This window comes from Psychrobacter piscatorii (assembly GCF_043641605.1).
In the GTDB taxonomy this organism is placed as follows: Bacteria; Pseudomonadota; Gammaproteobacteria; order Pseudomonadales; family Moraxellaceae; genus Psychrobacter; species Psychrobacter piscatorii_C.
Window position 1 is genome coordinate 47,681 of record NZ_JBHZRK010000011.1, and the last position, 25,443, is coordinate 73,123.

Consider the following 25,443-nt stretch of genomic DNA (forward strand, 5'->3'; position numbering starts at 1 on the left):
CCGTCAATCAAAGCCATCAGTCAGAATTATTAGGAGCCAATATGCAAGAGATAGAGCTGAAGTTTTTGGTACCAGAGTCACGTCTAAAGGGTTTAATGCGTCAAGCAAAAGTTAAATCCTCACAAGTGACACCACTGGCTGCACATTATTACGATACCCCTGATCAGCAGCTTGCACAGGCAGGTATCGGTCTGCGTATTCGTAAAGAAGGCGATACATGGGTACAAACCATCAAAGCTGGTGGCGATGGCATTGCCGCTCGTTTGGAGCACAACGCTGTGTTAGACGATAAGCAAGTACAGGAAATGCTTGATAATAACGAGCTGATGCCTGATTTGACGATATATGCAGACACTCCTGTCACCTCTGCGCTGGCTGACTTTAAACTCAAAAAGTTAGCAAAAAACCTAACAAGACTGTATGTTACCGACGTCGAGCGCACCACTCGATTGCTCACAGAAGATAATAGTGACGAAACTGATAGTTGTATCGAGATGGCTTACGATCATGGAGAAATTGTCCATGGTACTGACGACTCTCAGCGAAAAACCATTCAGGAGATAGAGTTCGAATTGGTGTCAGGAGATATAGATTTTTTATTTACGACAGCCAAAACATGGTGCAAACGCTACAAGCTGTGTCTATCTACCGTGACCAAAGCTGAGAACGGTGGCTTGCTCATCAACGGACAGAAACACAGTCCAGCAGTTGGCGCTGACCTAAGCCAACTAGATGTGAACAAAAACAGTAGCATGCCCGCCTTTATACGAGCAGCCGTACATAACTGTCTATTACAGATATTGCCAAATAGTAGTGCTATCGTCGCTGGAAGTATTGATCACGAACATATTTTGCAAACACGCATTGGTATTGATCGTATGCAAGTTGCATTAACAGCATTTGCTGAATTTTCCGATGAAATAAACCCAGAATGGCTACCGATACTAAAGCAAACCTCGACCTTGCTTGACAATTATTACCAACTCGCTCATATCGAGGCCTATATCGAACCTGAGCTACAGGCACTCGGAGCCCCTACTGTTGAATGGACAACAGATATAGAAGATATAAAAATCACACCGATCAATACGCTGCAAGCCAATGACTTTCAGCTAACCTTGCTAGAGCTGATTGCCTTTACCATGAGTGACCCTAGTATTGAGCCTCAAGCGGATAAACTTGCTCTCGACAAGCTAGCAAAAATTTTATCGAAACAATATAAAAAGTGCCTCAAAGCAGATAAAGACACTGATGAAGTGATTGATACCGAGATTGTGAGCGATGACGTAGATGTTGATACCGATATCTCTGAGGATAATCAAGACGAAGCGCTACTATGCGATCACCTAAAAGCGCTACGCTACATAAGTGAGTTCTCTGCGCCTTTGCTAAGTAAGAAAAAAGCCAAGAAGAAAACCAAGCGCTGGTTAAAGCGTCTGATAAAAGCGCAAATAGCGCTAGAGCAACGCAATGATGAAAATCAATATCAACAACTCTATGCCCTAAAATCGGCCACAGATGCCAATGCCCTATACGGTGCAGGTTGGTTTGCTGCCATGCTCACAGATGACCCAAGTTATATCGAAACGCGTTTGGCCAAATTTAAAGACAGCTCAACATTTTGGTAAAACGTATTACTCGGTAAAGATACCTCGGTAAAGATACATTGCTTAGTAAAAAGGACAGCTTTTATCAATGAAGCTGTCCTTTTTTATAAATAAACCATTTTATTTTTCGCTTTGATCTTATCGTTCAATATTTATACCTTTCACTACCATCCTTAGCCGTCATCGGATTTTTCGGCTCAAATACCGATAAATAAATATAATTTAGAAATAATGAGTACGATTAATCTTAGTTAATCTGCAACGATCATTACTGGCATACCCTCTTCGACTTGCTCAAATAATTTCACGATATCTGTATTACGCATACGTATACAGCCATGTGAAAGCGGTATACCCATCGGCTCAGTATCTGGTGTGCCGTGGATATAGATATAGCGCTCATAAGTATCACAGCCGCCTTGACTGTTGCTACCTTTATTCGAGCCTTCTTCCAAACCGCTCAACCAAAGAATACGGCTCAGTATCCAATCACGTTTAGGATGTAACGTGCCAAGAGCGGCATCATATACCTCGCCAGTTGGCACACGGCCCACAAAAACAGCATTCATAGGCTCGCTGCCGCCTATTTTTTTTGCAATACTATGCTTACCAAGAGGCGTGCAACCGCTATCTTGCTGACTACCAATACCGTTCTTCGCCGTAGAGACGGTGTATTCAGTGACCTCAGCTTGCTGCTTATGTATTGTTAATGTCTGCTTAGCAATGTTAATCACTAGATGCTTATTAAAAGTTTCATTATTCGTCATAAATGCTTCCCGCTATCAGTCATCCATAAGATGACTGTTAAGGTAGTTGGTAAAACTGATTCAAAATTTCTATTATCAAGGGATTGTGTCAATGCTTTTGGCACCGTAATATAGAGGCACACTTTTTGATGCTAGCAGATTATGACGACTATTTCACCGACACGTGTGTCGATGTATGATTTTTTATATCATGATACCAAGCCTATGCTGCCACTTTTGGCTGATGCCGCACAGCTCTCGTTGCCACAAGCGAGGCTGGCAATGGATGCCAGTTTACAAGCTATTGTGAGCGCACTTCTTGCCTATCAGCAGCAACATCAAGGACAAGCACTCAGCAAAAGACTATTTGGACGTGCTGCTGTCAAAGAGTTACGACAATACAACTCAATGAATTTTGCGACTCTCAAGGCGACGTTATATCACCGAAACGATGCGGCAGATGCCGTTTTTAATAACAGCGCCCGTGTGATAAAAATCAGTGACCATATTGCTGAAGATATTCATGCAAAAACGCAGCAAGTTCAAATCTTACTCACCTCTTTATGCGTGATTGTCCTTCGAGAATTGGCTATCTTGGCAGAATACAGTCAACTCGATAGTGACGAGATGAATAAATGGTTTGCCCTACAACCACAGTTTTTGTCCGCAGCACGGTTTAGCAATGAGCAAACGCAAGCAGTGCCTACTCTTGAGTCAGAGCGTGCTAACAGCGAGCCGGCTACACTACTGACAGAGTCTGTAGAAAACAAAGAGCCTTTGGAAAATCATGCGGAGAGTGCAGAACTCAAGCTATTAAACGCTGAGCAGTTATCAAGCACCCCGCCACCTTTTGATAGCTACTGGTACGAGTTGACAGGGTTCGAACCTAAAAACCATGAACCTGTACAAGACATGCAATTGGCAACGGGTAATTACCTAAAAGCTATTGGACGCTCACCGGAGAACTTGCCGCAGGGTCGTCATAACGACATGCTGGTATTTGAAGAGATGCACGCTATTGCTTTGCCACATCAGCGCTGGTTATTACAGCTGGCAAAAATCTCTGATATTTATCTTAGTCGAAATCGCCTGCGCATCAACTCTGAACCCGCCAATCCACCAAAGCCGCCTTTAGTAAGCTTAGGATTGATCGGTGGCAATAATGACAACACGCCAGCGACAACGAGCGAAAAGCCGATAGAATATGACGCTTCCACGCCACTTTGGAAAAACCCTGTCATTCTTATTATTATACTTGTCATCGGTATACTAGGGGCGCTCGCTACGCTCAAGTATCAATCGCAAAAGTCTGATGGCGTTGTGCTCGCCACCGAAGAAATATTAGCACAAGATATCACTGATGAACGTCAGCAACAAGATGTCGCTATTGTGAGAATGGACGATGAAGAGTCTGATACGGCAGAGACAGCACAAGCCCAATAAAGACATGTGCTGTTAATAAAGTGATGTTCATAACAGAGTCTTGATAGAAACGCATCAGCCATAAAAAAAAGAGGCGCTATTTATATAGGCCTCTTTTTTATTGCTATTGAACTAAATACTTAATTAACTACGTACAATCGAAATGCTTATTTAGACAAATCGCGACCACGGCTAGCTTCGATAGCCAAACGTAGGCCGTTTAGACGGATAAAACCTTCTGCGTCTTTTTGATCGTAAGCACCCGCATCATCTTCGAAAGTTGCGATTTTTTCGTCAAATAACGAATCATCTGACTTGCGACCGACGACGCTCACAGCACCTTTGTATAATTTTACACGTACGGTACCGTTGACGTATTCTTGTGATTTGTCAATCAATGCCTGTAGCATCATACGCTCAGGGCTGAACCAATAGCCATTGTAGATAATTTTTGCATAGCGTGGCATGAGCTCATCTTTTAGGTGGGCAGCTTCACGATCAAGCGTTAGTGACTCGATACCGCGATGGGCTTTTAGCATAATTGTACCAGCTGGCGTCTCGTAGCAACCACGTGACTTCATGCCGACATAACGGTTTTCAACGATATCTAAACGACCGATACCATGTTTACCGCCAATTTCATTCAGCTTAATCATGACTTCATAAGGCTTTAGCGCTTCGCCATCGATAGCAACGATATCACCTTTCTTGTATTCTAGTTCTAGATATTGCGCTTCATCAGGCGCGTCTTCTGGGCTGACAGACCAGCGCCACATGTCTTCTTCTGCTTCAGTGTACGGCTCTTCTAGAACGCCACCTTCATAAGAGATATGTAGCAAGTTGGCATCCATTGAATAAGGCGATTTTTTCTTATTACCTGCATAATCAATAGCGATGTCATGCTCTTCAGCATACTTCATCAAACTTTCGCGGCTTGATAGATCCCACTCACGCCAAGGAGCAATCGTTACCACGTCTGGTGACAAAGCGACAGCACCTAACTCAAAACGAACTTGGTCATTACCTTTACCAGTCGCGCCATGACTGATGGCATCGGCATTGTGTTCTTTAGCAATCTCAACCAAACGCTTAGCGATTAGTGGACGAGCGATAGACGTACCGAGTAAATACTCACCTTCATAGATAGCATTGGCACGGAACATAGGGAATACGTAATCACGGGCAAACTCTTCGCGCAAATCTTCGATATGGATGTGCTTGATACCCATTGCTTGAGCTTTGGCTCTTGCTGGCTCAACTTCTTCGCCTTGACCGATATCAGCGGTAAAGGTGATCACTTCCGCATCATAGGTTTCTTGCAGCCATTTAGCGATGATTGAGGTATCAAGACCACCTGAGTATGCCAATACGATTTTATTAATATTTTTTGGATCAAGTTGAGCCATGAAAAACTCCTGTTATGAGAATTTAGTTTTAGTAAACGCGCTAAGATCAAATCGAAAGCAAGTTAAAAAGAAATTACCTGCTCAGTGTACATCATATTTACTATAGGCAAAAGTCTAACTGCCATAAGGCGTGTGCTTTTGGCTTAAATCTTAGAACGGGTTAAATAATACTCAATGAATTATGTACAGATATTTCGCCTTATATTTAGTCAACTGGGCAAATCTGTTATGATAGTCGCACAGTATTCTCCTCTTTTTTTCCTTTATTTGACGATATAGAGCGCTTTGACACTATGACTGATTCGATTAGAGAATTAACCATCCTTCAGCCAGATGATTGGCATATTCACTTGCGCGACGATCAGGCTTTGAGCACGACCGTACCGCACGCAGCAGGTAGTTTTAACCGTGTGATCTGTATGCCAAACCTTGTGCCGCCAGTCAAAAATGCACATGATGCACAGGCCTATCGCGCGCGTATCATGGAAACTTTGGCAGCAAGCGATTTAAGTCTTGAGCGAAAATCAGCCTTTGATCCACGTATGACTCTGTACTTAACGGACAATACTACTGCCCAAGATATCGAGTTGGCTGCACAGTCAGGCATCGTACAAGCGGTCAAACTTTACCCTGCTGGAGCGACCACCAATTCTGCCGATGGTGTTACCAACATCAATGCCTGTGTCGATGTGTTTGAAGCACTAGAAAAGTACAATTTACCACTATTGATACATGGTGAAGTGACGCAAGACCATATAGATATTTTCGATCGCGAAAAACGCTTTTTAGACGAAGTACTGGCACAAATTATCGTCAAATTCCCAACATTAAAAATCGTGGTAGAGCATATAACGACCAGTGATGCAGCGGATTTTGTATTGGCTCAAGGCAATCATATTGCTGCCACTATTACCCCGCAGCATTTAATGTTTAATCGCAACCATTTATTGGTTGGTGGTATCAAACCGCACTTTTATTGCTTACCTATTTTAAAGCGTGAAAGCCATCAAAAAGTCCTGTTAGATGTGGCCACGAGTGGCAATCCGAAATTCTTCTTAGGTACCGACTCTGCACCACATGCTACCGACAAGAAAGAAGCCGCTTGTGGCTGTGCTGGTTGCTATAGTTCAGCAACCGCTCTACCGTTATATGCCACTGCTTTTGATAGCGTTGGCAAAATAGACAAGCTAGAAGGATTTGCCAGTCGTTTTGGCGCGCAGTTCTACGGTCTACCTTTAAACGAGAGTACCATTACGCTTGTCAATACCCCTATGCAAGTGCCGAACGACTACCCTTACTTTGATGGTGCATCATTAACGCCGCTCATGGCAGGTGAAACGTTACCTTGGTCGCTTAAGGTTTAGTAGCCACACAGCATAGCACTGACAAAGCAACCTATTATTTTTTCTATAATGCCAATGATACCTTTGTACTAAACACCCTTAGTGCAAAGGCGTTATCGATGTTATGAAATAATGATGTGCAATTCCATATACCAGCACGACTGATAAAAGTGATTGAACTTGATATGACCAATCAAAATACAGCAACCTTGCCTGACGCAGATGTCTCAAATTCTACGGATGACGACCTGAACGTAATCCCAAGTGCTACTACTGAAGACAAAGGCGACGACGAGCAAACACCCTTGAGTCTAAAAGACCGGTTTCGTAAGTTTTTGCCTGTCGTCGTCGATGTCGAGACAGCGGGTTTTAACTCTCAAACTGATGCGCTATTAGAAATCGCCTGCATCCCTGTACTACTTGATGAGCATGGCGTATTTTATCCAGGTGAGGCATTCAATGCTCATGTTGAGCCATTTGAGGGTGCAAATTTAGAACCCAGTGCCCTTGCGTTTACTGGCATCGATCCTAACAACCCAATGCGTAAAGCCATTGCTGAAGATGAAAAAACGGCCCTTCGCCGTATCTTTAAAGGCTTAAAAGAAGTACGCCGCGAGGAAGAGTGCCGTCAATGTGTTCTGATTGGACACAACGCGCATTTCGATTTGTCATTTCTAAATGCAGCTGTGCTACGTACCAATAGTAAGAACCACAATCCTTTTCACAATTTTTCAGTGTTTGATACCGTGACTTTGTCTGCACTGGCTTTTGGACAAACTGTATTAGCACGGGCATGTAAGGCAGCAGGACTCGAGTTTGATGGTAAAAATGCTCACTCAGCACTGTATGACACTCAAAAGACGGCCGAGCTGTTCTGTCACATACTCAATAATTATCCTATGCTCGCTAATGCGATGCACAATGAAGAGGCTAAAGAAGCATCAGCTGATAACGATAGTGAATAAGTCACATATCATATATTGCCAATCATAGATAATAGTGCTATTTGTAATACTTGATGACTTTGACATCTTGATTTGATAATCAATAGGGATATGATTGATATCACGATAAGCAGATGGAATTATTTTGTATGATAATAAATGTCATATTTTTGGACGGCTAATATGACTACTTATGATGAGTGTCGCGCTTAAGCGATGCAGTTATATCCTATAGATAGTTCAAGTTACTCACTCTGCCTTGATAACGAATACTATCGAGGCCTAATAGGAGGGACTTTATTATGGATCCACAACTTAAGTTATGGGGAACCATCCTAGGCTATATGTTGCTCGCTTTAACTATTAGTGCTTGTACTTCCCTATGGATTCGGTATCATTTAAAGCGCAATGATCTCCATCCTCGCCGTGCAATTAAAAAAAGATATTTAATTTTAAAAAGACGTAGAAAAAGGCTTGACAGGAAACGCAGACGCTATTAAAATACGCACCACTTCAGCATAAATGGTGAAAGCAGTTGAAGTGTTGTTACTAGTCCCCATCGTCTAGAGGCCTAGGACACCGCCCTTTCACGGCGGTAACGGGGGTTCGAATCCCCCTGGGGACGCCACTATTTGGCGTCACTTGTTAGCACTCAATAAGACTAACAATGGTACCACCAAAAACCCCACTCATAATATATTATGAGTGGGGTTTTTTATGCCTGATCTTAACATCAAAGCTATTCTTAATATCCAAACTATTTGTTTAAATAAAAAAAGCCAGCATTGAATCAATGCTGGCTTTTTCTTGTTCGTCTGCTCAACTAGATGTAATTAGTATTTAGCTCGATAACCAATCGTATGAACATACTTAAAATCATAAGAGAGTTAACTCCTATGATTATACTATCTATCGATTACAGCATTAGCCATAGTAATGTGGCAGCTATCATCAAGCCGAGTACCGTCTGAATTAAAAAGAATGCCTGATGTTGACCAACGACCTTACTCAACGTCACGCCTAAAGTATTATACTTAATAGGTGCTGTATCGATATTGCCTGTTCTGTTCTGCTCTTCGTAATACTCTTGCAAAATATCTAAGAATTTCTGCCACTCATTAGCATTCCAATCATAAGGCTTAAATGGCATCAGTTTTTTGAGCTCAGACTCTTTAGTCATCCAGCGCTCAAGTGTAATAGAGCGTAGTGACCAACTGGCAAAACGGCGCTTTGTGATTTCCGAGAAGTCTAAGATTTTTAATTCTTTATGTCGATCATCTGTTAGCAATCGATTTTTTAGATTTGTTAGTGCTTGTTCTGACCCTTCGACACATTGCAAAAAGTATCCATTGCCATAGCAAAGAATACCGGTAATGTTATCGGCATGGTTACGCTCAACTGCGGTCTCTGAGATGTCATTAAGCGTGCTAGGACTTGAAAGACCAGTAGAAGTAATCCGGCTTATATATACAAGCTGGCAGAGATCTGTCGTTACTGGATTTGTCGAATCGTTGATTGTTGACAATCAGCTTCTCCCTATTATTAGGTAAATGTCGCTAAAACAATCATACTAACTTCAGAAAATATAGAGAAAACATCACTAAATGTAATAATTTTCTCTGATATATTATTGATTTTATAAGTTTTTATATTAATTGTATTAAGTTAGTTACATCATAGGTTAGATTGGTCATCAAAGCAACCTCTTATTAATTAATAACCTTGCTTATATACAAAAAACATGTTTTAAATATATATTATATATTAAATTAATATATCTTAACTTCTATTGAGGCTGAAAATTGCCGTAAAATTGATGCGATATTGACATTCATTACCTCGAGCTATCTGATATAAATACGAAGCAAATCTATAAATTTGATTAGCATAAGGATTGGATATTAAGAATTGCTGCCAGTAATATGGCGTCATCAGGATACGTAAGCTTGATGTTTTGTCGACTACCAGGCACCAAACGTATAGGTAGCTCTAAGTGCTCAAAAGCACTGGCTTCGTCTGTGATGCTGAGCTGATGTTCAGATACATAGCGTAGGACGCGTTTCAGCTGACCTAAACGAAAAACTTGCGGGGTTTGTGCTTGCCATATGTTGCTACGGTCAATAGTGCATTTCGCATAAGGAATAAGTCTATCTTCCTCAGTAGGTGTGGTTTGCTGATAGGATGTCTTCAACGTATCGGCCGCCGGTGTCGCTAAGATAGCACCATAAGGCTCCCTCATCGCCGCTTTGATAACTTGCTCGACATCCACACTCGGTACAGCGGGACGTGCCGCATCATGAATGAGTACCAAATCTGAATCATCGGCGCCTGACTGACTGATGGCCTCTACCCCTGCCTGTACTGACTGCCAACGCTCAGCCCCGCCAACTGCATAATGTATAGGAAGCTCAAACTCTAGCTCCTGCGCTGTGCTGTCGTCTGTTGCTACGACCAATAGACATTTATGAATATAATCGCTATGGCTAAGCCTAGCCACGCTGTGCTGCAATAACGTCTGACCTTCTAGCATTGTATATTGCTTGGCGATAGACGCACCAAAACGGCTGCCGCGACCAGCTGCGACGATCATGGCATGTATATTAGGGGTTTTATTCATAGTGTGATACTCATGGTTGAATCCATGACGATATGTTTAAAGAGAGATAGTGAAGAGGATAAGAATGACGGATGGCTCTATAATCAATGATAATGCTTGATATCACATCATACAGATCGATAGCTATAGTTTAATAGCTACTATGTGTCGTTGGTGCAGTTGATACTTGGACAAAAGTTTCATTTGGTTTGATTAAACCCAAATCTAAGCGAGCGTGCTCTTCCACCGCCTCAAGTCCAGTTTTTAAATCTTGCACATCGGTACGTAATAGATTGTTTGCTGCAACTTGGTTGTCATTTAAGCGTTGTTGCTCTTCAATTTGAGCCGTCAACTTGTTATGTTCAAAATGGCCATTTTCTCCCAGCCAATACTGATATTGCAATCCCAAAAGCACTGCAACGGCTAAAGCAAGTAGTATAAATTGGCTAAAATATTTCATAAGGTGACAACGCCAAACAACATAGAAAGAATGAGATTAAAGTTTTAAGATGATTAGGCGATACACAAATGATTATATATCGCCTAAATTCAATGATAAGTTCGGCTTTTAAGCTTAGACTTTTTGACGCATATTACACGTTAAGCCAAGTCAGTCTGTTAACCACGTAGACCAATAAACTCTTCACGGCCACGATAGCTTGCACGTACTTGCTGCTCGATGCGTAGTAATTGGTTGTACTTGGCAACGCGGTCTGAACGACATAGTGAACCAGTTTTGATCTGACCAGCAGCGGTACCAACTGCTAAATCTGCAATGGTGCTGTCTTCAGTTTCGCCTGAGCGATGCGAGATGATCGTTGCGTAGCCATTTTTCTTCGCCATATAAATCGCATCTAGCGTTTCTGACAAAGTGCCAATTTGGTTAAATTTAATCAAAATGGCATTAGCAATGTGCTTATCAATACCTTCTTGCAAGATTGCAGGATTGGTTACGAATAGATCATCACCAACCAACTGGACTTTATCGCCAATCTGCTCAGTCAGATACTTCCAACCATCCCAATCTGACTCATCAAGACCGTCTTCGATAGAGATAATGGGATACTGACGCGTGAGCCCAACGAGATAGTCTGAGAACCCTTGGCTATCAAAGGCTTTATTGCCTTCGCCTGCCAAGACGTATTGACCGTTCTTGTAAAATTCACTAGCCGCACAGTCTAGCGCAAGATGAATATCTTCACCCGCTTTGTAGCCGACTTGTTCAATCGCTTGCATGATGACGGTGATGGCTTCTTCGTTGCTACGCAAATTCGGTGCAAACCCCCCTTCATCACCCACAGCAGTATTTAGACCTTGTGATTTCAATACAGACTTTAAGCTGTGGAAAATCTCCGTTCCGGCACGCAGCGCTTCTGAAAAGCTGGTAAAACCAACTGGCTCAATCATAAACTCTTGAATATCAACGGTATTATCTGCGTGCTCGCCACCGTTTAAGATGTTCATCATTGGCACAGGCATAGTCAATGACGTCTGATTACGCAAGTTAGCAATATACTGATGCAATGGCAGATTCTGTGACTTGGCAGCCGCTTTGGCCGTAGCAAGTGACACTGCTAGCATAGCATTCGCACCCAAGCTCTCTTTGTTTTCTGTGCCGTCTAGCGCAATCATGGCATCATCAATACCTTGCTGTTCAGTCACATCTTTGTCAATCAAAGCACTACGAATCTGACTATTGACGTTAGAAACAGCTTTTTTGACGCCTTTACCCATATAGCGAGATTTGTCGCCATCACGTAACTCAAGCGCTTCACGTGAACCTGTTGATGCGCCACTTGGCGCCGCAGCACGGCCGACAGTGCCATCAGCTAAGATCACATCAGCTTCGATAGTTGGGTTGCCGCGCGAGTCTAAAATTTCACGAGCGCGAATGTCTTTAATTGCGGTGACGTTGTTGGTTTCTTCAGCGTACATAATGTCTGTTAATTCCTTTGGTCATGCCAAGTTTGTGAGATAAATAACGGCAGCTAGCATACAAAAAAGATAAAGCAAAATATCATATAGCCAATATATCCAGAATCCCTTCAAGCCTTTCTGCCATATGACTATATTTGCATATGAAGGAAGCCTTATTGAACAGATTAACGGTTGGCTATCGTGCTTGGCATCATAGCATATATTTTACCAAACTTCCCTTATCTTACACTGACTTGCGGTCATAAATATCATCATAGATAGGTATATCTCAAATACTTGTTTGGTCTGCGTTGATGAAAAATCAGCGCTAATACAGCAATTATTATTTCACCAAACGCGTTTTATTGGTGTGCGAGGCAGATACCGTATCATCTAGCTCAACCTCTGTTTTAAAGCGTGTCAATCGTAGCGCATTCATCAGAACTGAGATAGAACTAAGCGCCATAGCAGCAGCCGCAATCATCGGATTTAAAAATCCAAACGCAGCAAGTGGAATACCAAGACAGTTATAAATAAAGGCAAAAAACAAATTTTGCTTGATATTGCGTAGGGTTGCTTGAGCGATTTTTTGTGCGGCATCGATATGCATGAGCGACTCCCCCATCAAACGGGCAGAAGCGCTGTGCTGCGCGACGTCAGTCCCTTCAAACATCGCAAAACTGGCATCAGCGGTGGCCATTGCTGGCGCATCATTGACGCCGTCTCCTGCCATTGCGACCTTATGACCAGCCGTTTGCAATAATGCAATTTGGCTTGCTTTGTCACGTGGGCTCATCTTGCCATAAGCCTTATCAATACCCAGCTGCCCTGCCACATGGTCGACAACGGACTGCTTATCACCACTCATCAAGATCACATTGATACCAGCATCTTGTAGCGCAGTGATTGCTTTTGGCGTGTCCGCTTTCAAGTCATCGGCTAGTGCAAACGCGCCTAGTGGCTCATCATTAATACTAATCGCAACGGTACTGGCGATTTGCCATACTTTTGGCATAAATCTTGGCAACGTCAAGTTCGCAAACTCTGCCGTACCAACTTTTATCAGCCCAAGCCCTTCGATATTCGCTTGTATACCAGCACCTTTTATCACACTGACATCAGTCACGTTGAATAGAGACAATTGGCGGTCTTTAGCAGTATTGATCAGAGCTGTTGCTAATGGATGACTGGCGTGCGCTTCGACACTGGCTGCAATTTGCAATACATCGTCAACGGCCAGTGACTTATCCACCATGACCTGATCGACGATAGTCGGCTTACCAATCGTCAGCGTCCCTGTCTTATCGAGCACTACTGTGTCAATATTGCCTGCCGCCTCGAGACTTTGCGCGTCTTTGAACCAAACACCGTGACGCGCAGCAACCCCCATGCCTGCCATGATGGCTGCTGGCGTGGCTAGACCAAGCGCACAAGGACAAGCAATGACCAATACCGATACAGCGTGCATCAAGGCAGTATCGACCATGCCTGTCAGCCACCATGTTAAGCCAAAAGTAACCAAAGCAATGGTCACTACAATTGGCACAAACACTGCGGTCACTCTATCAGCCAGCCTCGCCAAGTTAGCTTTTGAGCCTTGCGCATCGCTCAACGCTTGCACCATATCACCCAGCTTGGTGTCACTACCCTTGGCACTCACACGATAGAGCAAGCTACCATTCTCCACCAAAGCACCTGCCAGCAATCCATCGCCCACTTCTTTTTTGAGCGCTATTGACTCACCTGTTAAGTGACTCTCCACGCACCAGCCGCTACCATCTGTGACGATACCATCGGTCGCGACACGGCTGCCTTGCTTGGCACGCAAGATATCGCCTATTTGCACATCAGACAGCGCAATAGAATGAAAATCGCCATTTGGTTGCTGCTGCTCAACTTCATCAGGCGTTAATGACAATAATAAATCAATGCTGTTGAGGCTATGCTTCTTAGTGCGTTCCTCCAAGTATTTACCAGTCCGCACAAAAGTAATAACCATCACCCCTGCTTCAAAATATACGGCTGGACTATTACTAGCAACGTGTCCGCCCATGTGTCCACTTTGCAAAAGGCTACTTAACGTTCCATCGCCGTGAGTGAGCCACAGATAGGTCGAATATGCCCATATCGTCACGGTACCTATCACTACCAGTACATCCATATTGGCAAGGCCACCTTTTATAGATGCCCATGCGCTCTTATAAAATGGTAACGCAAAGCCAAACTGTACAATCGTCGCTAAAATAAACTGAATCCAAATGGGCGGCATCCACGTCATCCCAGCACCCACCAACATGCCTGTCATGCCCACCAAAAATGGCACCAAACACAACCATAAACCAATCAATCGCCATGGATATTGGGTGGCTGTGTCTTCATCTGTTTTTGCAAATAAACTGTCGATGGCCTGTAGATTGGCAACAAAACCTGTCTTGTTTACCCATTCCGTGACCTGTTCTGGCGTCGTTTGCGTCGGATCATAATCTACATTTGCCGTCTCACCAGCAAAATTCACACTCACTTCATACACCGAAGGCTTTTTATTCAGCACCTTTTCGATTCGTGAAGCACAGGCCTGACACGTCATGCCATCAATCGCCAATTGCAGATGCGCACGTTGCGGCGCAAGTGGCGTATTTGATTGGATGTCAGTCTCGACATCGTAGGATTCATCATTAGTGGTATGGGTAGCATCATTCATAAAAATAACTCTTTATAGCGTCTATATGTCCATAGAAGCCATAATAAAATATCAGTGGATTGACAAAAAAATCAAATGAAACAAGTAAAACACGATAACAATCAGTACGAATACGCTGTTTAGACTATCCAGTGATTATAGACAGACATATTGTAATATCGTCAGGTGGCGGCTATTAGATGGTCACAATCATCATCTATTCAAGTAAGCCTCAATCATTTAGTAAATAGCAGCAAGCTAGGACAGCTAGGGACGTAATCTATACTCAAAATTGTTAACCATTAAAAAAACCAGCTATCATGCTAGTAATAACATGATAGCTGGTTTTTTAATAAATGATGCAATCTATGAGTTAGCGACTGTTGCCTCAAATCCAGCATCATCAATAGCCGTAGCAATGGCCTCTGCACTGGTTTTGCTATCATCAAAAGTGACCGTCGCTAGATTATCAGCTAGATCAACGGTGATCGTATCTAAACCGTCAATGTCGGCAGTAGCAGTATGTACACTTGCCACGCAACCGCCACAAGTCATGCCATCGATTTGAATAATACGTGTTTGGCTTACCATGGTTGGCTCCTTATTTTTATTAGTGAAAAGTAGCCTTGATAGCTGTTCTTCAATATTTACTTCTCAAAACCTATCAAAGCGCCACCAAACAAGCATAAGCCCTATCATCATCGACAGCAAGACACTTTGGTTGTTACTTTATTAACGAGATGCTATTAACAAGACAGCAACTTATTAATAAAAACGTAAGCGCTACTCATTGCTTATGTAGCATCCAGATCGCCCATATATCTTAATCGTTATGATGCGGATTTTGCGGCGCATCGATAGGAAATGGCTGAGTCACATAGTCCACCATACTAATCGCCGCCGTTAAGGCATGGATACTCGTATCCGTATCATCATAACTGACCGTTGCGACATCATGCACGGGATCTAGATCGATAGCCGTCACGCCTGAGATATTTTTAAGAGCGGTCATTACGCTATCTAGACCATCTTCATCGTCGATATTTTCTATACTGACTTTTGCCATCTGAATTGCCATTGCTTAATCCTCTTTTCACTTACCGTATCAATGCGTATCTAACACATCGAAGCCTTTGACCAAATCATCAATTTGCTTGAGCTGACGCAAAAACGGCTCTAGCTGGCTCATGCGCAGCGCACATGGTCCATCACATTTCGCCGTTTCTGGATTTGGGTGCGCCTCTAAAAATAACCCTGCCAATCCTGTTGCCATACCAGCACGTGCCAGTGTCGTAATCTGCTCACGGCGGCCACCTGCACTATCGCTACGCGCGCCTGGCTGCTGCAAGCTATGTGTCACGTCAAAAAATACGGGGATATCCATCTGCTTCATGGTATCAAAACCTAGCATATCGACGACGAGATTGTTGTAACCAAAGGCACTACCACGCTCACAAAGTATCAGCTTATCATTACCACCTTCTAGGCACTTATTGACGATATGACGCATCTCATGAGGGGCTAAAAACTGCGCCTTTTTAATATTAATGATGGCATCTGTTTTTGCCATTGCATGGACTAAATCCGTCTGACGCGACAAAAAAGCTGGCAGCTGAATAATATCGGCAACTTCAGCGACTGGTGCTGCTTGATGCGGCTCATGTACATCAGTGATAATCGGTACTTGGAATTTTTCCTTGATTTGCCCCAGCCAATCGATACCTTGCTCTAGTCCCGGCCCTCGGTATGAATGCAGGCTTGAGCGGTTGGCTTTATCAAAACTCGCTTTAAACACATAGCCGATACCCAAGCGCTCACATATCTCAACGTATTGCTCAGCAATCTCAAACGCCAACTCTTTAGATTCTAAGACGTTCATCCCACCAAATAATACAAAGGGTTGATCATTACCAATGTTGATCGTCTTATTATTAGGCGTGTTAAGTGCAATGTGTGATTGCGCCGTTAATAGATTTTCCATTTAGCCATTACCTCTTATTTTATTATGAATATGTCTGTCCCATATTGTAACGGATAGCTTGATGAAAAAAAGTATGCAAGCGTAATTAGATAGCATCAATATCGATAATCATTAAGTAACTATTCGCATTGCTCAAAATTGAGCCAAAAAAAAGACCGATCTCAAGACCAGTCTTTTTTATAATAAACGCTTTCAATATACTACATTCTGAGAGCTACTTTGCTTCGCTGTGGTTCTTCGCTGCTTTTACAAAGCTATTAAACAATGGATGACCACCACGTGGTGAGCTAGTGAACTCTGGATGGAACTGTACAGCAACAAACCATGGATGTTCAGAAATCTCGACCGACTCTACCAAATGCTGCTTGGCAGAATAACCAGAGATGGTCATACCTGCTTGCTCTAGCGGCTCGATATAACGGTTATTCATCTCATAGCGATGGCGATGACGCTCAGTGATATTGCTGGCACCGTAAATTTGGCTTAGCTTACTGCCAGAAACTAGCTCTGCTTGCTGGGCGCCTAGACGCATCGTGCCACCAAGGTCTGAATCATCGCTACGAATCTGTAGCTCGCCGCGCTCGTCTAACCACTCAGTGATAAGACCAATAATAGGCTCAGCTGTTTTACGATCAAACTCAGAAGAGTTAGCGTTAATATTAAGTACGTTACGTGCGTACTCAATCACAGCCAACTGCATACCAAGGCAAATTCCCAAATATGGGACGTTGTTTTCACGAGCATAAGTGATGGCTTTTATCTTGCCCATCGTACCGCGCTCACCGAAACCGCCTGGTACTAAGATAGCATCGGCATCACTTAACTGAGCAAGTAAAGTATCGTCATCTTCTAGACGTTCAGCATCGATGTAGTCAATCTTCACGTCTACTTTATGCGTGATACCTGCATGTAGCAATGCTTCGTTAATAGACTTATAAGCATCTGGAAGCTCGACATATTTGCCAACCATCGCAACAGTTACTGTTCCTTCTGGATTCAACTGAGCTTCAACCACTTTGTCCCAATCGCTCAAATCAGCTTCAGGCACATCAAGACCGAAACGCTCACAAATTAGATCATCAAGATCCTGCTCGTGCAATGTACGCGGTATCTGATAGATACTCTGTGCATCTTCACACATAATGACTGCACGCTCTTCAACGTTGGTAAATAGCGCAATCTTGCGACGGTTGTCTTGTGAGATATGATGGTCAGAGCGGCAGATTAAGATATCAGGCTGTAGGCCAATAGAGCGCAGCTCTTTTACTGAATGCTGCGTTGGCTTAGTTTTGGTCTCACCCGCACTAGCAATATACGGTACTAAAGTAAGATGCATTAGCATGGCTCTATTACGGCCAAGCTCTACTTGCATCTGACGTACGGCTTCCATAAACGGAAGTGATTCGATATCACCAACCGTACCGCCAATTTCGATAATAGCGATATCATACCCTTCGCCACTGGCAAGGATTTTGTTTTTGATTTCATCAGTAATATGCGGAATAACCTGTACAGTACCGCCTAGATATTCACCACGGCGTTCTTTATTCAACACGTTCTGATAAATACGGCCACTGGTAAAGTTATTACTCTTACTCATTTTTGAGTGACGTAAAAAACGCTCATAATAACCCAAATCCAAATCTGTCTCGGCACCATCTTCGGTGACGAACACCTCACCATGCTGAAACGGACTCATCGTACCTGGATCGACGTTAATATACGGATCCATTTTGGTCATCGTGACAGTCACGCCACGTGCTTCTAAGACCGCTGCAAGAGAGGCTGCGGTGATACCTTTTCCTAGTGAGGACACTACCCCACCGGTCACGAATATAAACTTGGTCATAGTACTCTGTCGGTAATTGGTAAAGAAGGATTTTACTAAAAATACGCCATAAAATATAGGGCAAAAATGCAAACTATCTGAAACTCTTATTTTTCATATTGATGATAAACATTTTTCTGTTATTCATACTCCATACAACAAAAAAACTCACCCCGAAGGATGAGTTTTTTTAACGTCAAATTCTAGTTCATACTAGAATAAGTATTCTAGACCAGTACCAACTACAACTACTTGCGCATCGCCGCTTGTGCGGATGATGTTGTTATCAACATCTAAAGAGCGGAATGAAACATTATCAGCATTGTTTACGCCAGCATAGGCATGAGCAATGATGTTGTCTTTATACATGTATTTACCGCCAACAACGATTTGGTCTGAATCAGCATTATTAAGACCATTTAGGTTGTCAGTTTTGTTGTACTGTGCGTACACAGATGCTGGACGAGCAAAATTATTTAAACCCATTTGAGCACTGATAACTAGACCTTTCTCATCTTTATCGGCACCATCGTAGTCGCCTACTTGGTATAATGCGCCTAAAGTAACAGGAGCTGCCATATATTTGCCTAGATCAACAGTAGCTGTACCACGGATGATTTCACCATTGATGTTCTGATCTTTATCGTATGCAATACCAGCTGTGAAACCAGTACCTTGATCGAATAACATAGCAACGCCAAAGCCAGCATCGTCATTACCATTTTGATCATCAGAGCTATACATAGCAGAAAGCTGTAGTGGTAGGCCGTCGTATTTTGGTGCAGTCCAAATAACTGAACTATTGATACGACCACTATCCGCCATGTTTAATGCATTGACAACTTCACTTTCATTTTCAGTTTGGCCTAGATTATCCCAGTAACCTTGGTTAACAACAACGTTGTCAATTCTAGCTAAGCTTGATTGGTTCTTACCAACGCGGAACTCACCGAACTGCTTGTTTACAACACCAAGATATGTATCACGGTTACTAAAAGTAGCATTATCACCATCAATGCTTGTGCCGTACTCTAAACGATAGATAACATCAGTATTAGCAGTCATGGCTTCAGAGCCTTTAAGACCAATACGTGAAGCATGAGAGTTGATCTGCACTGTATCTTCGTCATACATGCTGCCAGCAGGGCCATCAAATTCAGCATTCTCATAGTCAGCTGCTAAAAAAGCTTTACCGTATAGGGTTGGTGCTGCATTGGCTGCTGATACAGATAGGGCTGCGATTGCTGTAGCTAAAAGTAGTTTTTTCATGGGGTATCTCCACTTTACAATTGTAGTAATGAGCAAGCTATTATTAGCTGGCGCCCATAATGGTATCGTCACAAATCCTCAAAGATATAATGTGTAACTGGCTACCGAGATTAGTCAGAAACAAGTGTGGCGAATCTTTATTACAGCAAGATGAAAAGAACAATAATTTACATGACTGGGATTAAGAGCGTAACTGCCGTGTAACCTGTTGTCTTTATCACTCCATTGCGTAACATCCGTTACCAAACTCATACTTCGAGTACAAGCATAACAACTTTGACATAATTTGCAACATATTTTTTCGCTTTTTCGATACACCCAGTATCAAATGACAAGTCATCCATAAAATTCAGATAGCAATAAGAAAAAGCGCTATCTACTCAAGCAGATAGCGCTTTTATTAATTAATATCATTACTTATAGTATTAAAGTTTTTTAATAAATACAAAACAATTGCCCAAAAATTAGCGCTACCTATTGATAAATAAATAGCACTCATGAACAATCGACCGGCGTATTTATGACATATTTAGCGTCACAAACGAGCAAGATTAGATACTACGCCCTAGGCTTCAGGATACGCTAAAATACCTATTACTAAGCCAGCATCTCTAAGCATTGGCTTTTAGATCAAGGCGTGCTTGATGCAACAATGGTTCAGTATAACCACTAGGCTGCGCGCGTCCCTTAAAGACCAAATCACAAGCTGCTTTAAATGCATAAGAGTTATCAAAGTTATCTGCCATTGGCTGGTAATCACTATCACCTGCATTTTGCTCGTCGACGACTTTCGCCATACGTTTCATTGTGTCCATTACTTGCTGCTCACTCACCACGTCATGATGCAACCAGTTGGCGATATGCTGGCTAGAGATGCGTAAGGTAGCACGATCTTCCATTAAGCCGACATCATTGATATCAGGTACTTTAGAACAGCCAACGCCTTGGTTTACCCAGCGTACCACATACCCTAAGATACCTTGAGCATTGTTTTCAAGCTCTTGTTGCCTCTCTTCCTCTGTCCAGTTGGTATTTTTTGCTAATGGAATGGTTAGAATATCATCTAAGCTGGCACGCTCACGCGACTTTAGGCTATCTTGTACGTCGGCTACGCTAACTTGATGATAGTGTATGCTATGTAAGGTAGCACCCGTTGGTGACGGTACCCAAGCAGTACTAGCACCAGATTTAGGATGAGCCGCCTTAGTATCCATCATCTCCTTCATTTCATCAGGTTTGGCCCACATGCCTTTACCAATTTGAGCATGACCTTGCAAACCAGTCTCTAGACCGATATCGACGTTCCACTGCTCGTAAGCGGGTTGCCATGCTTGCGACTTCATGTCGCCTTTTGGCACAAATGGACCAGCATTCATACTGGTGTGCATCTCATCACCGGTGCGATCTAGGAAACCCGTGTTAATGAAAATAACGCGTTCTTTTGCTTGGCGAATCGCTTCTTTTAGATTGACCGTCATACGGCGCTCTTCATCCATGATACCGATTTTGAGCGTATTGCGTTCTAGACCTAGCAAGTCTTCTGATGCATTGAATAAATCATTGGCCATTTTGACTTCTTCAGGGCCGTGCATTTTTGGCTTAACAATATACATAGAGCCTTGGCGTGAGTTTGATAGCTCGTTTTTGCCTTTGATATCATTGAGTGACAATAGCGGCGTGATTAAACCATCCATCAAGCCTTCAAATATTTGCTCTTGACCATTGCCTAAATCAATTAAAATTGCAGGGTTCTGCATGAGATGACCCACGTTACGAATGAGCAATAGCGAACGACCCGGCAGAATTAGCTTGCCACCATCAGGTGTATTATATTCACGATCTGGATTTTGTTTGCGAGTACGGGTTTTGCCACCTTTTTCAAAAGTCTCTTGTAGATCACTGTTCATCAAGCCAAGCCAATTGCGATAGACTTCCACTTTTTCTTCTGCATCTACAGCAGCGACCGAATCTTCACAATCTTGAATCGCAGTCATGGCTGACTCAAGTAGCACGTCTTTGATATTTGCTGGGTCATCTTTGCCAACTGGATGATTACTATCAATCTGAATCTCAGCATGCAAGCCATTATTTTTGAGCAGTACACCAGTAGGCTGTTCAGCGTCACCGACGAAACCGACAAATTTGCTAGTATCTTTTAACTCTGTGCTGCTATCACCTTGTGCGACTTCAAGCTTGCCATCGACCACTTTAAAACCAGTCACATCATTGTATGAACCGGATGCGAGCGTGAAATGCTCATCTAGGAACGCTTTGGCATAGGCCACAACCGCAGCGCCGCGCTTAGGATTATAACTGCCTGTCGCTTCTTGACCGTTATCATTACTGATTACATCAGTACCATATAAAGCATCATATAGGCTGCCCCAACGTGCATTGGTCGCATTTAATGCATAACGAGCGTTACGTACTGGTACGACCAGCTGTGGCCCTGCGATATGAGCAATTTCGTCATCAACATTTTCTGTACTGACCGTAAAGTCATCACCCTCTGGCAGCAGGTAACCAATATCTTGCAAGAACGCCTTATAGGCTGGATAATCGATTTCGCCATCTTTTGCAGGGTTATCCAAATGCCACTGATCAATCTGTGCTTGAATCTTGTCTCGAGTTTCTAGCAACGCTTTATTACGTGGCGTAAACTCCTTGATAACCTTCTCAAAACCTGACCAATAACTGTCTGAATCAACACCAACTTTTGGTAGCACCTCGTTTTCAATAAAGTCATACAACTGTTGGTCGATGGCAAGAATGCCTTTTTGAATGCGATTGGCGTTAGAAGACTGGCCCATGTTGTTATCCTTATCTATTGGTGAGTATTGGTAATACTAAATTGCTACAGCGACTATTTAAGACTCGTTATTTTTATCAACAATTATTCATAAAATAAAAGATATCATTGCTACATATGGTATTTGATGCTGATAAATAATTATTTATTAAAGAGGTTTTCATCAGTCCTAAAATAGACTGTATAAATCTTCTGTTTTAATATGAGAATTGTCATTGGTATAATGATTGCCATTCTCTACTAAGTGCTATTGATAGCAAGGCACTGTGGCTAAAGAGCAAAATCTCATCCTACTATCAAATAATAAAATAAACAAGCAAACGCCATTTAGAAAATAAATATTGGGATTGTATAATAATGATATCGTATAAGATATAAGCCTTACAGACCATGAATACTATCTAGAAATTAATGAACGCTCAGTTGAGACTAAACTGTAAGTAATCATTACCATCTATAGTTAGATTTAAATACTGTTCATTATTCAGGCAACTTACTTAGCCGTATTAACTGTAATCCATTATTTTGAAAGCAGCTATAAATTAGCTGCTTTAAACTCTCATTTATAAAAAAGCCCTCTTAGATTATGACTATAAACCAGCCCGACCTCTCATCCTTACAATCATCAGCGCATGGTACTGATCACTACGAGATGCATAAAGATAATCTTGAAAAAGAAGCGTCCCTTTCACCAGTAAATGTCGTTAACGAAAGCAGTATGGACGTAGAGGAAGATAGCGTCGATATTACGCATCTACGTACTCCTATAAAGGTAGATCTGTCCCCTGTTTATAATTTTTTGGGTGCGCGCACGACGCAAGCTTGGGTAGATGCCGCTATCGATAACTTACCACTGATCATTCAGGATCATGCCAATTGCGAAAAGAAAGCCGCAGGCACCGCGATGAATTTGATATTTCGGTATGAGTTCTCTTATGATTTACAACGTAAATTGGCACAGCTGATACGAGAAGAGATGCTGCATTACGAGCAAGTACTGGGTATCATGAATGAGCGCGGTCAAGAGTGGAAATATCTAAGTGCAGGTCGCTATGCCAAGGGCATGCTGAAACATAAGCGTACTTATGAGCCAGCAGCGATGGTAGATGTATTGATAATCGGTGCATTTATCGAGGCGCGCTCTTGTGAGCGTTTTGCAGCGTTGGCTGAAGTCATTGATGATGAGCGCTTGGCAAAATACTATCGCTACCTACTAAAGTCAGAGAGCCGTCATTTTGAGGATTACCTTGCGCTTGCCCAGTCATTATCAGATGATAATATCGATGAGCGCGTTGCGTTTTTTAAAGAAGTAGAAGCTGAATTAATCAACAGTCCAGATGTTGAATTGCGTTTTCATAGTGGCACGCCCGCTTAAAACGCACTTATGACAGATGTAACCTTTTAATTTATAGATATAAAAACGATAAAAGGCACTGCAATTGACTAGAATATATAACTCAAACAATTGCAGTGTCTTTACGTTAATACCGGATAGCGCATTTATATCAGCATCTAGATCATATATCAGCCAAAATGGCTATTTTACAATACTATTTATCATCTTCCATAAGCTTACTATCGTACTGTTTATCGCTTTTAGCAACATTGTGTGGATCGTGATCTCCAGCTGCTTTGTCTGCTGCCGCTGGATTTACTTTTTGTAAAGCGTCATCTGGTACGATACCATTATTGTCATCTGCATCTTTTAAACTATACTCATCAGTGACAGGCTTGTCGTTTGGCATATTTGTCTTGCTCCCTATTATTATAACTATCCATCCAATATTATAAGCGCCTTTAACCGTTATCTAAATAATATAGATATCAGTCGATAATTACGCAAATATCATAGGTCTTTGCTCAGCTTTCTATTGTCGGTCTAGTTTTTATCATCAGGATTTAAGGTACGAGTCTGAGCATTATCAACATTAGCATAGCGATTCATGTTGTTAATTTTTTGACTATCAGGCCCTTCGCTTGCAACGGTACTTTCATTGATATTATCATCAAAACCATTACCCGGTTGATCACGGCGATCAGGTTGACGCGCTGGGTTGTCATTTTTATTAACATGCTCAGACGCAACTACCCCTTCTTCAAAGGTATCAGTGCCTTTATTTTCAGTGATGTTTTCTTCTAACTCATCATGGTTGTTGACTGTTTGCGAGTCGTAAGAGGTTTCGCGAGTATCATTTTCTTCTACTTTAGTTTTACTTAAAGCGGGATCTCTGGTTTCCATTATCTTGTCCTTATCGTTGTTATAATTATTACTCATATCATTAAGAAATTAGCATAGCGTGGGTATTAACGATATCAATGGTTAATTGTCTTCTTGACTTAAATCATAAGCATTTAGGTCTGAGACATTTTTACCGCCGGCAGGTAGATTTTCTTCTTTACGTGGATCAGCATATATCTCATCAGTTTCTTGTGAATCTTGTTCAGGGCCATTTATCTGCGGCTCGTGCTTGCGTCCTTCATAGCTACCCTCAGGATTTTCTGGTACAACTGCTGCTGGATCATCCACAATTACTTTTTCTTCAGTGGCTGGCTTTTCTGGAATGGTCATAGTGTCTCCCTTGCATTTTTATTTGTTATTGCTGCCTAACTGGATATTTGAACTTAACTCTCTAAAACTGCTAGGTCAGCTATTACTTGTCTGTGCGTAATTCGTCGTCAATGAAAGGGGTACGCTCTTCTGGATTAAGCGACTCAGGAGCATCGGCTGTCTTTTTGTCTTCTAAATTCTTTTCGATTTCCTGACCATCTGCTTGCTCAGCTGCTTTTTTGATATCTGAAGTGTCATCGGCAGTAGTACTCATAATGCATTCCTTGTTTTTATTGTTTATTTACCTTAAATATTCTGTAGCGCTATATGAATATGTGTTCAAGCGT

22 protein-coding genes and 1 tRNA gene are annotated in these 25,443 nt (G+C 42.3%); 6 read left to right on the forward strand and 17 right to left on the reverse strand.

Annotated features, from left to right (window positions below; translation table 11 throughout):
* The first annotated feature begins 41 nt into the window (after window positions 1–41).
* Entirely contained in the window at window positions 42–1,628 is a 1,587-nt protein-coding gene (locus ACHUET_RS10815) for a CYTH and CHAD domain-containing protein (RefSeq protein WP_394212739.1), read from the forward strand.
* 230 nt (window positions 1,629–1,858) lie between these two features.
* Here the strand turns inward: ACHUET_RS10815 and ACHUET_RS10820 are convergent, their stop codons facing one another.
* Window positions 1,859–2,374 carry a L,D-transpeptidase family protein gene (locus tag ACHUET_RS10820; RefSeq protein WP_394212741.1) on the reverse strand — a complete coding sequence of 172 codons (516 nt, stop codon included), beginning with the start codon at window positions 2,372–2,374 and terminating at the stop codon, window positions 1,859–1,861.
* Window positions 2,375–2,515: 141 nt separating this feature from the next.
* Here ACHUET_RS10820 and ACHUET_RS10825 point away from each other — a divergent pair, with 141 nt between their 5' ends.
* Window positions 2,516–3,796 (forward strand): hypothetical protein, encoded by a 1,281-nt coding sequence (locus tag ACHUET_RS10825; protein ID WP_394212742.1) that lies wholly within the window; start codon window positions 2,516–2,518, stop codon window positions 3,794–3,796.
* A 146-nt stretch (window positions 3,797–3,942) separates the two neighbouring features.
* On the opposite strand, the gene ACHUET_RS10830 is transcribed toward ACHUET_RS10825, so the two are convergent.
* Window positions 3,943–5,181: an argininosuccinate synthase gene (locus tag ACHUET_RS10830; RefSeq protein WP_394212744.1), complete on the reverse strand. Its 1,239-nt coding sequence runs from the start codon at window positions 5,179–5,181 to the stop codon at window positions 3,943–3,945.
* Between the two features lie 293 nt (window positions 5,182–5,474).
* Between ACHUET_RS10830 and pyrC the strand changes: the two genes are divergently transcribed.
* From pyrC to ACHUET_RS10845, 3 genes are all read left to right on the forward strand, one after another.
* Window positions 5,475–6,545 (forward strand): dihydroorotase, encoded by a 1,071-nt coding sequence (gene pyrC / locus ACHUET_RS10835; protein WP_394212746.1) that lies wholly within the window; start codon window positions 5,475–5,477, stop codon window positions 6,543–6,545.
* A gap of 164 nt (window positions 6,546–6,709) precedes the next feature.
* The gene (rnt, locus tag ACHUET_RS10840; protein WP_394212748.1) at window positions 6,710–7,489 is read left to right on the forward strand and encodes a ribonuclease T; all 780 of its coding nucleotides are present in this window, start codon (window positions 6,710–6,712) and stop codon (window positions 7,487–7,489) included.
* A 531-nt stretch (window positions 7,490–8,020) separates the two neighbouring features.
* Window positions 8,021–8,096: transfer RNA gene (locus ACHUET_RS10845), tRNA-Glu, on the forward strand.
* 288 nt (window positions 8,097–8,384) lie between these two features.
* On the opposite strand, the gene ACHUET_RS10850 is transcribed toward ACHUET_RS10845, so the two are convergent.
* The 11 genes from ACHUET_RS10850 to ACHUET_RS10900 all read right to left on the reverse strand — a co-directional run bounded on the left by ACHUET_RS10850 (window position 8,385) and on the right by ACHUET_RS10900 (window position 22,549).
* Window positions 8,385–8,993, reverse strand: a complete 609-nt coding sequence (locus tag ACHUET_RS10850; RefSeq protein ID WP_394212750.1) for a BLUF domain-containing protein — start codon at window positions 8,991–8,993, stop codon at window positions 8,385–8,387.
* Between the two features lie 357 nt (window positions 8,994–9,350).
* Window positions 9,351–10,085: a 2-C-methyl-D-erythritol 4-phosphate cytidylyltransferase gene (ispD, locus tag ACHUET_RS10855; RefSeq protein WP_394212752.1), complete on the reverse strand. Its 735-nt coding sequence runs from the start codon at window positions 10,083–10,085 to the stop codon at window positions 9,351–9,353.
* A gap of 130 nt (window positions 10,086–10,215) precedes the next feature.
* Window positions 10,216–10,524: a septum formation initiator family protein gene (locus tag ACHUET_RS10860; RefSeq protein WP_058024088.1), complete on the reverse strand. Its 309-nt coding sequence runs from the start codon at window positions 10,522–10,524 to the stop codon at window positions 10,216–10,218.
* Between the two features lie 158 nt (window positions 10,525–10,682).
* Window positions 10,683–11,999: a phosphopyruvate hydratase gene (gene eno / locus ACHUET_RS10865; RefSeq protein WP_277077771.1), complete on the reverse strand. Its 1,317-nt coding sequence runs from the start codon at window positions 11,997–11,999 to the stop codon at window positions 10,683–10,685.
* A 325-nt stretch (window positions 12,000–12,324) separates the two neighbouring features.
* A complete protein-coding gene (locus ACHUET_RS10870) occupies window positions 12,325–14,682 on the reverse strand; it encodes a heavy metal translocating P-type ATPase (protein WP_394212753.1) in 2,358 nt (785 codons plus the stop codon).
* 345 nt (window positions 14,683–15,027) lie between these two features.
* Complete coding sequence (locus ACHUET_RS10875) at window positions 15,028–15,252, reverse strand: heavy-metal-associated domain-containing protein (RefSeq protein ID WP_394212755.1); 225 nt, start codon at window positions 15,250–15,252, stop codon at window positions 15,028–15,030.
* A 232-nt stretch (window positions 15,253–15,484) separates the two neighbouring features.
* Window positions 15,485–15,739, reverse strand: a complete 255-nt coding sequence (locus ACHUET_RS10880) for a heavy-metal-associated domain-containing protein (RefSeq protein ID WP_238038162.1) — start codon at window positions 15,737–15,739, stop codon at window positions 15,485–15,487.
* 27 nt (window positions 15,740–15,766) lie between these two features.
* On the reverse strand, window positions 15,767–16,642 hold the full coding sequence (gene kdsA / locus ACHUET_RS10885) for a 3-deoxy-8-phosphooctulonate synthase (RefSeq protein ID WP_394212757.1): 876 nt from the start codon (window positions 16,640–16,642) through the stop codon (window positions 15,767–15,769).
* Window positions 16,643–16,856: 214 nt separating this feature from the next.
* Entirely contained in the window at window positions 16,857–18,491 is a 1,635-nt protein-coding gene (locus ACHUET_RS10890; protein WP_371531960.1) for a CTP synthase, read from the reverse strand.
* 192 nt (window positions 18,492–18,683) lie between these two features.
* Complete coding sequence (locus tag ACHUET_RS10895; protein ID WP_394212759.1) at window positions 18,684–19,739, reverse strand: porin; 1,056 nt, start codon at window positions 19,737–19,739, stop codon at window positions 18,684–18,686.
* 611 nt (window positions 19,740–20,350) lie between these two features.
* Window positions 20,351–22,549 (reverse strand): malate synthase G, encoded by a 2,199-nt coding sequence (locus tag ACHUET_RS10900; protein ID WP_394212761.1) that lies wholly within the window; start codon window positions 22,547–22,549, stop codon window positions 20,351–20,353.
* Between the two features lie 717 nt (window positions 22,550–23,266).
* Here ACHUET_RS10900 and ACHUET_RS10905 point away from each other — a divergent pair.
* Window positions 23,267–23,923, forward strand: a complete 657-nt coding sequence (locus tag ACHUET_RS10905; RefSeq protein ID WP_394212821.1) for a MiaE family protein — start codon at window positions 23,267–23,269, stop codon at window positions 23,921–23,923.
* A 175-nt stretch (window positions 23,924–24,098) separates the two neighbouring features.
* On the opposite strand, the gene ACHUET_RS10910 is transcribed toward ACHUET_RS10905, so the two are convergent.
* From ACHUET_RS10910 to ACHUET_RS10925, 4 genes are all read right to left on the reverse strand, one after another.
* On the reverse strand, window positions 24,099–24,293 hold the full coding sequence (locus ACHUET_RS10910; RefSeq protein WP_394212762.1) for a hypothetical protein: 195 nt from the start codon (window positions 24,291–24,293) through the stop codon (window positions 24,099–24,101).
* A gap of 134 nt (window positions 24,294–24,427) precedes the next feature.
* Complete coding sequence (locus tag ACHUET_RS10915; protein ID WP_394212764.1) at window positions 24,428–24,787, reverse strand: hypothetical protein; 360 nt, start codon at window positions 24,785–24,787, stop codon at window positions 24,428–24,430.
* Between the two features lie 81 nt (window positions 24,788–24,868).
* Complete coding sequence (locus ACHUET_RS10920; RefSeq protein ID WP_394212766.1) at window positions 24,869–25,117, reverse strand: hypothetical protein; 249 nt, start codon at window positions 25,115–25,117, stop codon at window positions 24,869–24,871.
* Between the two features lie 82 nt (window positions 25,118–25,199).
* Complete coding sequence (locus tag ACHUET_RS10925; protein ID WP_371531954.1) at window positions 25,200–25,370, reverse strand: hypothetical protein; 171 nt, start codon at window positions 25,368–25,370, stop codon at window positions 25,200–25,202.
* Between the last annotated feature and the right edge of the window lie 73 nt (window positions 25,371–25,443).

Coding starts and splice junctions, on each gene's coding strand:
- ACHUET_RS10910 (WP_394212762.1), bottom strand. CDS start 24,293: ATGCCAAACGACAAGCCTGTCACTGATGAGTATAGTTTAAAAGATGCA.
- ACHUET_RS10900 (WP_394212761.1), bottom strand. CDS start 22,549: ATGGGCCAGTCTTCTAACGCCAATCGCATTCAAAAAGGCATTCTTGCC.
- eno (WP_277077771.1), bottom strand. CDS start 11,999: ATGTACGCTGAAGAAACCAACAACGTCACCGCAATTAAAGACATTCGC.
- ACHUET_RS10925 (WP_371531954.1), bottom strand. CDS start 25,370: ATGAGTACTACTGCCGATGACACTTCAGATATCAAAAAAGCAGCTGAG.
- ACHUET_RS10820 (WP_394212741.1), bottom strand. CDS start 2,374: ATGACGAATAATGAAACTTTTAATAAGCATCTAGTGATTAACATTGCT.
- pyrC (WP_394212746.1), top strand. CDS start 5,475: ATGACTGATTCGATTAGAGAATTAACCATCCTTCAGCCAGATGATTGG.
- ACHUET_RS10880 (WP_238038162.1), bottom strand. CDS start 15,739: ATGGCAATTCAGATGGCAAAAGTCAGTATAGAAAATATCGACGATGAA.
- rnt (WP_394212748.1), top strand. CDS start 6,710: ATGACCAATCAAAATACAGCAACCTTGCCTGACGCAGATGTCTCAAAT.
- ACHUET_RS10920 (WP_394212766.1), bottom strand. CDS start 25,117: ATGACCATTCCAGAAAAGCCAGCCACTGAAGAAAAAGTAATTGTGGAT.
- ACHUET_RS10860 (WP_058024088.1), bottom strand. CDS start 10,524: ATGAAATATTTTAGCCAATTTATACTACTTGCTTTAGCCGTTGCAGTG.
- ACHUET_RS10870 (WP_394212753.1), bottom strand. CDS start 14,682: ATGAATGATGCTACCCATACCACTAATGATGAATCCTACGATGTCGAG.
- ACHUET_RS10875 (WP_394212755.1), bottom strand. CDS start 15,252: ATGGTAAGCCAAACACGTATTATTCAAATCGATGGCATGACTTGTGGC.
- ACHUET_RS10915 (WP_394212764.1), bottom strand. CDS start 24,787: ATGGAAACCAGAGATCCCGCTTTAAGTAAAACTAAAGTAGAAGAAAAT.
- ACHUET_RS10890 (WP_371531960.1), bottom strand. CDS start 18,491: ATGACCAAGTTTATATTCGTGACCGGTGGGGTAGTGTCCTCACTAGGA.
- kdsA (WP_394212757.1), bottom strand. CDS start 16,642: ATGGAAAATCTATTAACGGCGCAATCACACATTGCACTTAACACGCCT.
- ACHUET_RS10825 (WP_394212742.1), top strand. CDS start 2,516: ATGACGACTATTTCACCGACACGTGTGTCGATGTATGATTTTTTATAT.
- ispD (WP_394212752.1), bottom strand. CDS start 10,085: ATGAATAAAACCCCTAATATACATGCCATGATCGTCGCAGCTGGTCGC.
- ACHUET_RS10815 (WP_394212739.1), top strand. CDS start 42: ATGCAAGAGATAGAGCTGAAGTTTTTGGTACCAGAGTCACGTCTAAAG.
- ACHUET_RS10895 (WP_394212759.1), bottom strand. CDS start 19,739: ATGAAAAAACTACTTTTAGCTACAGCAATCGCAGCCCTATCTGTATCA.
- ACHUET_RS10905 (WP_394212821.1), top strand. CDS start 23,267: ATGGACGTAGAGGAAGATAGCGTCGATATTACGCATCTACGTACTCCT.
- ACHUET_RS10830 (WP_394212744.1), bottom strand. CDS start 5,181: ATGGCTCAACTTGATCCAAAAAATATTAATAAAATCGTATTGGCATAC.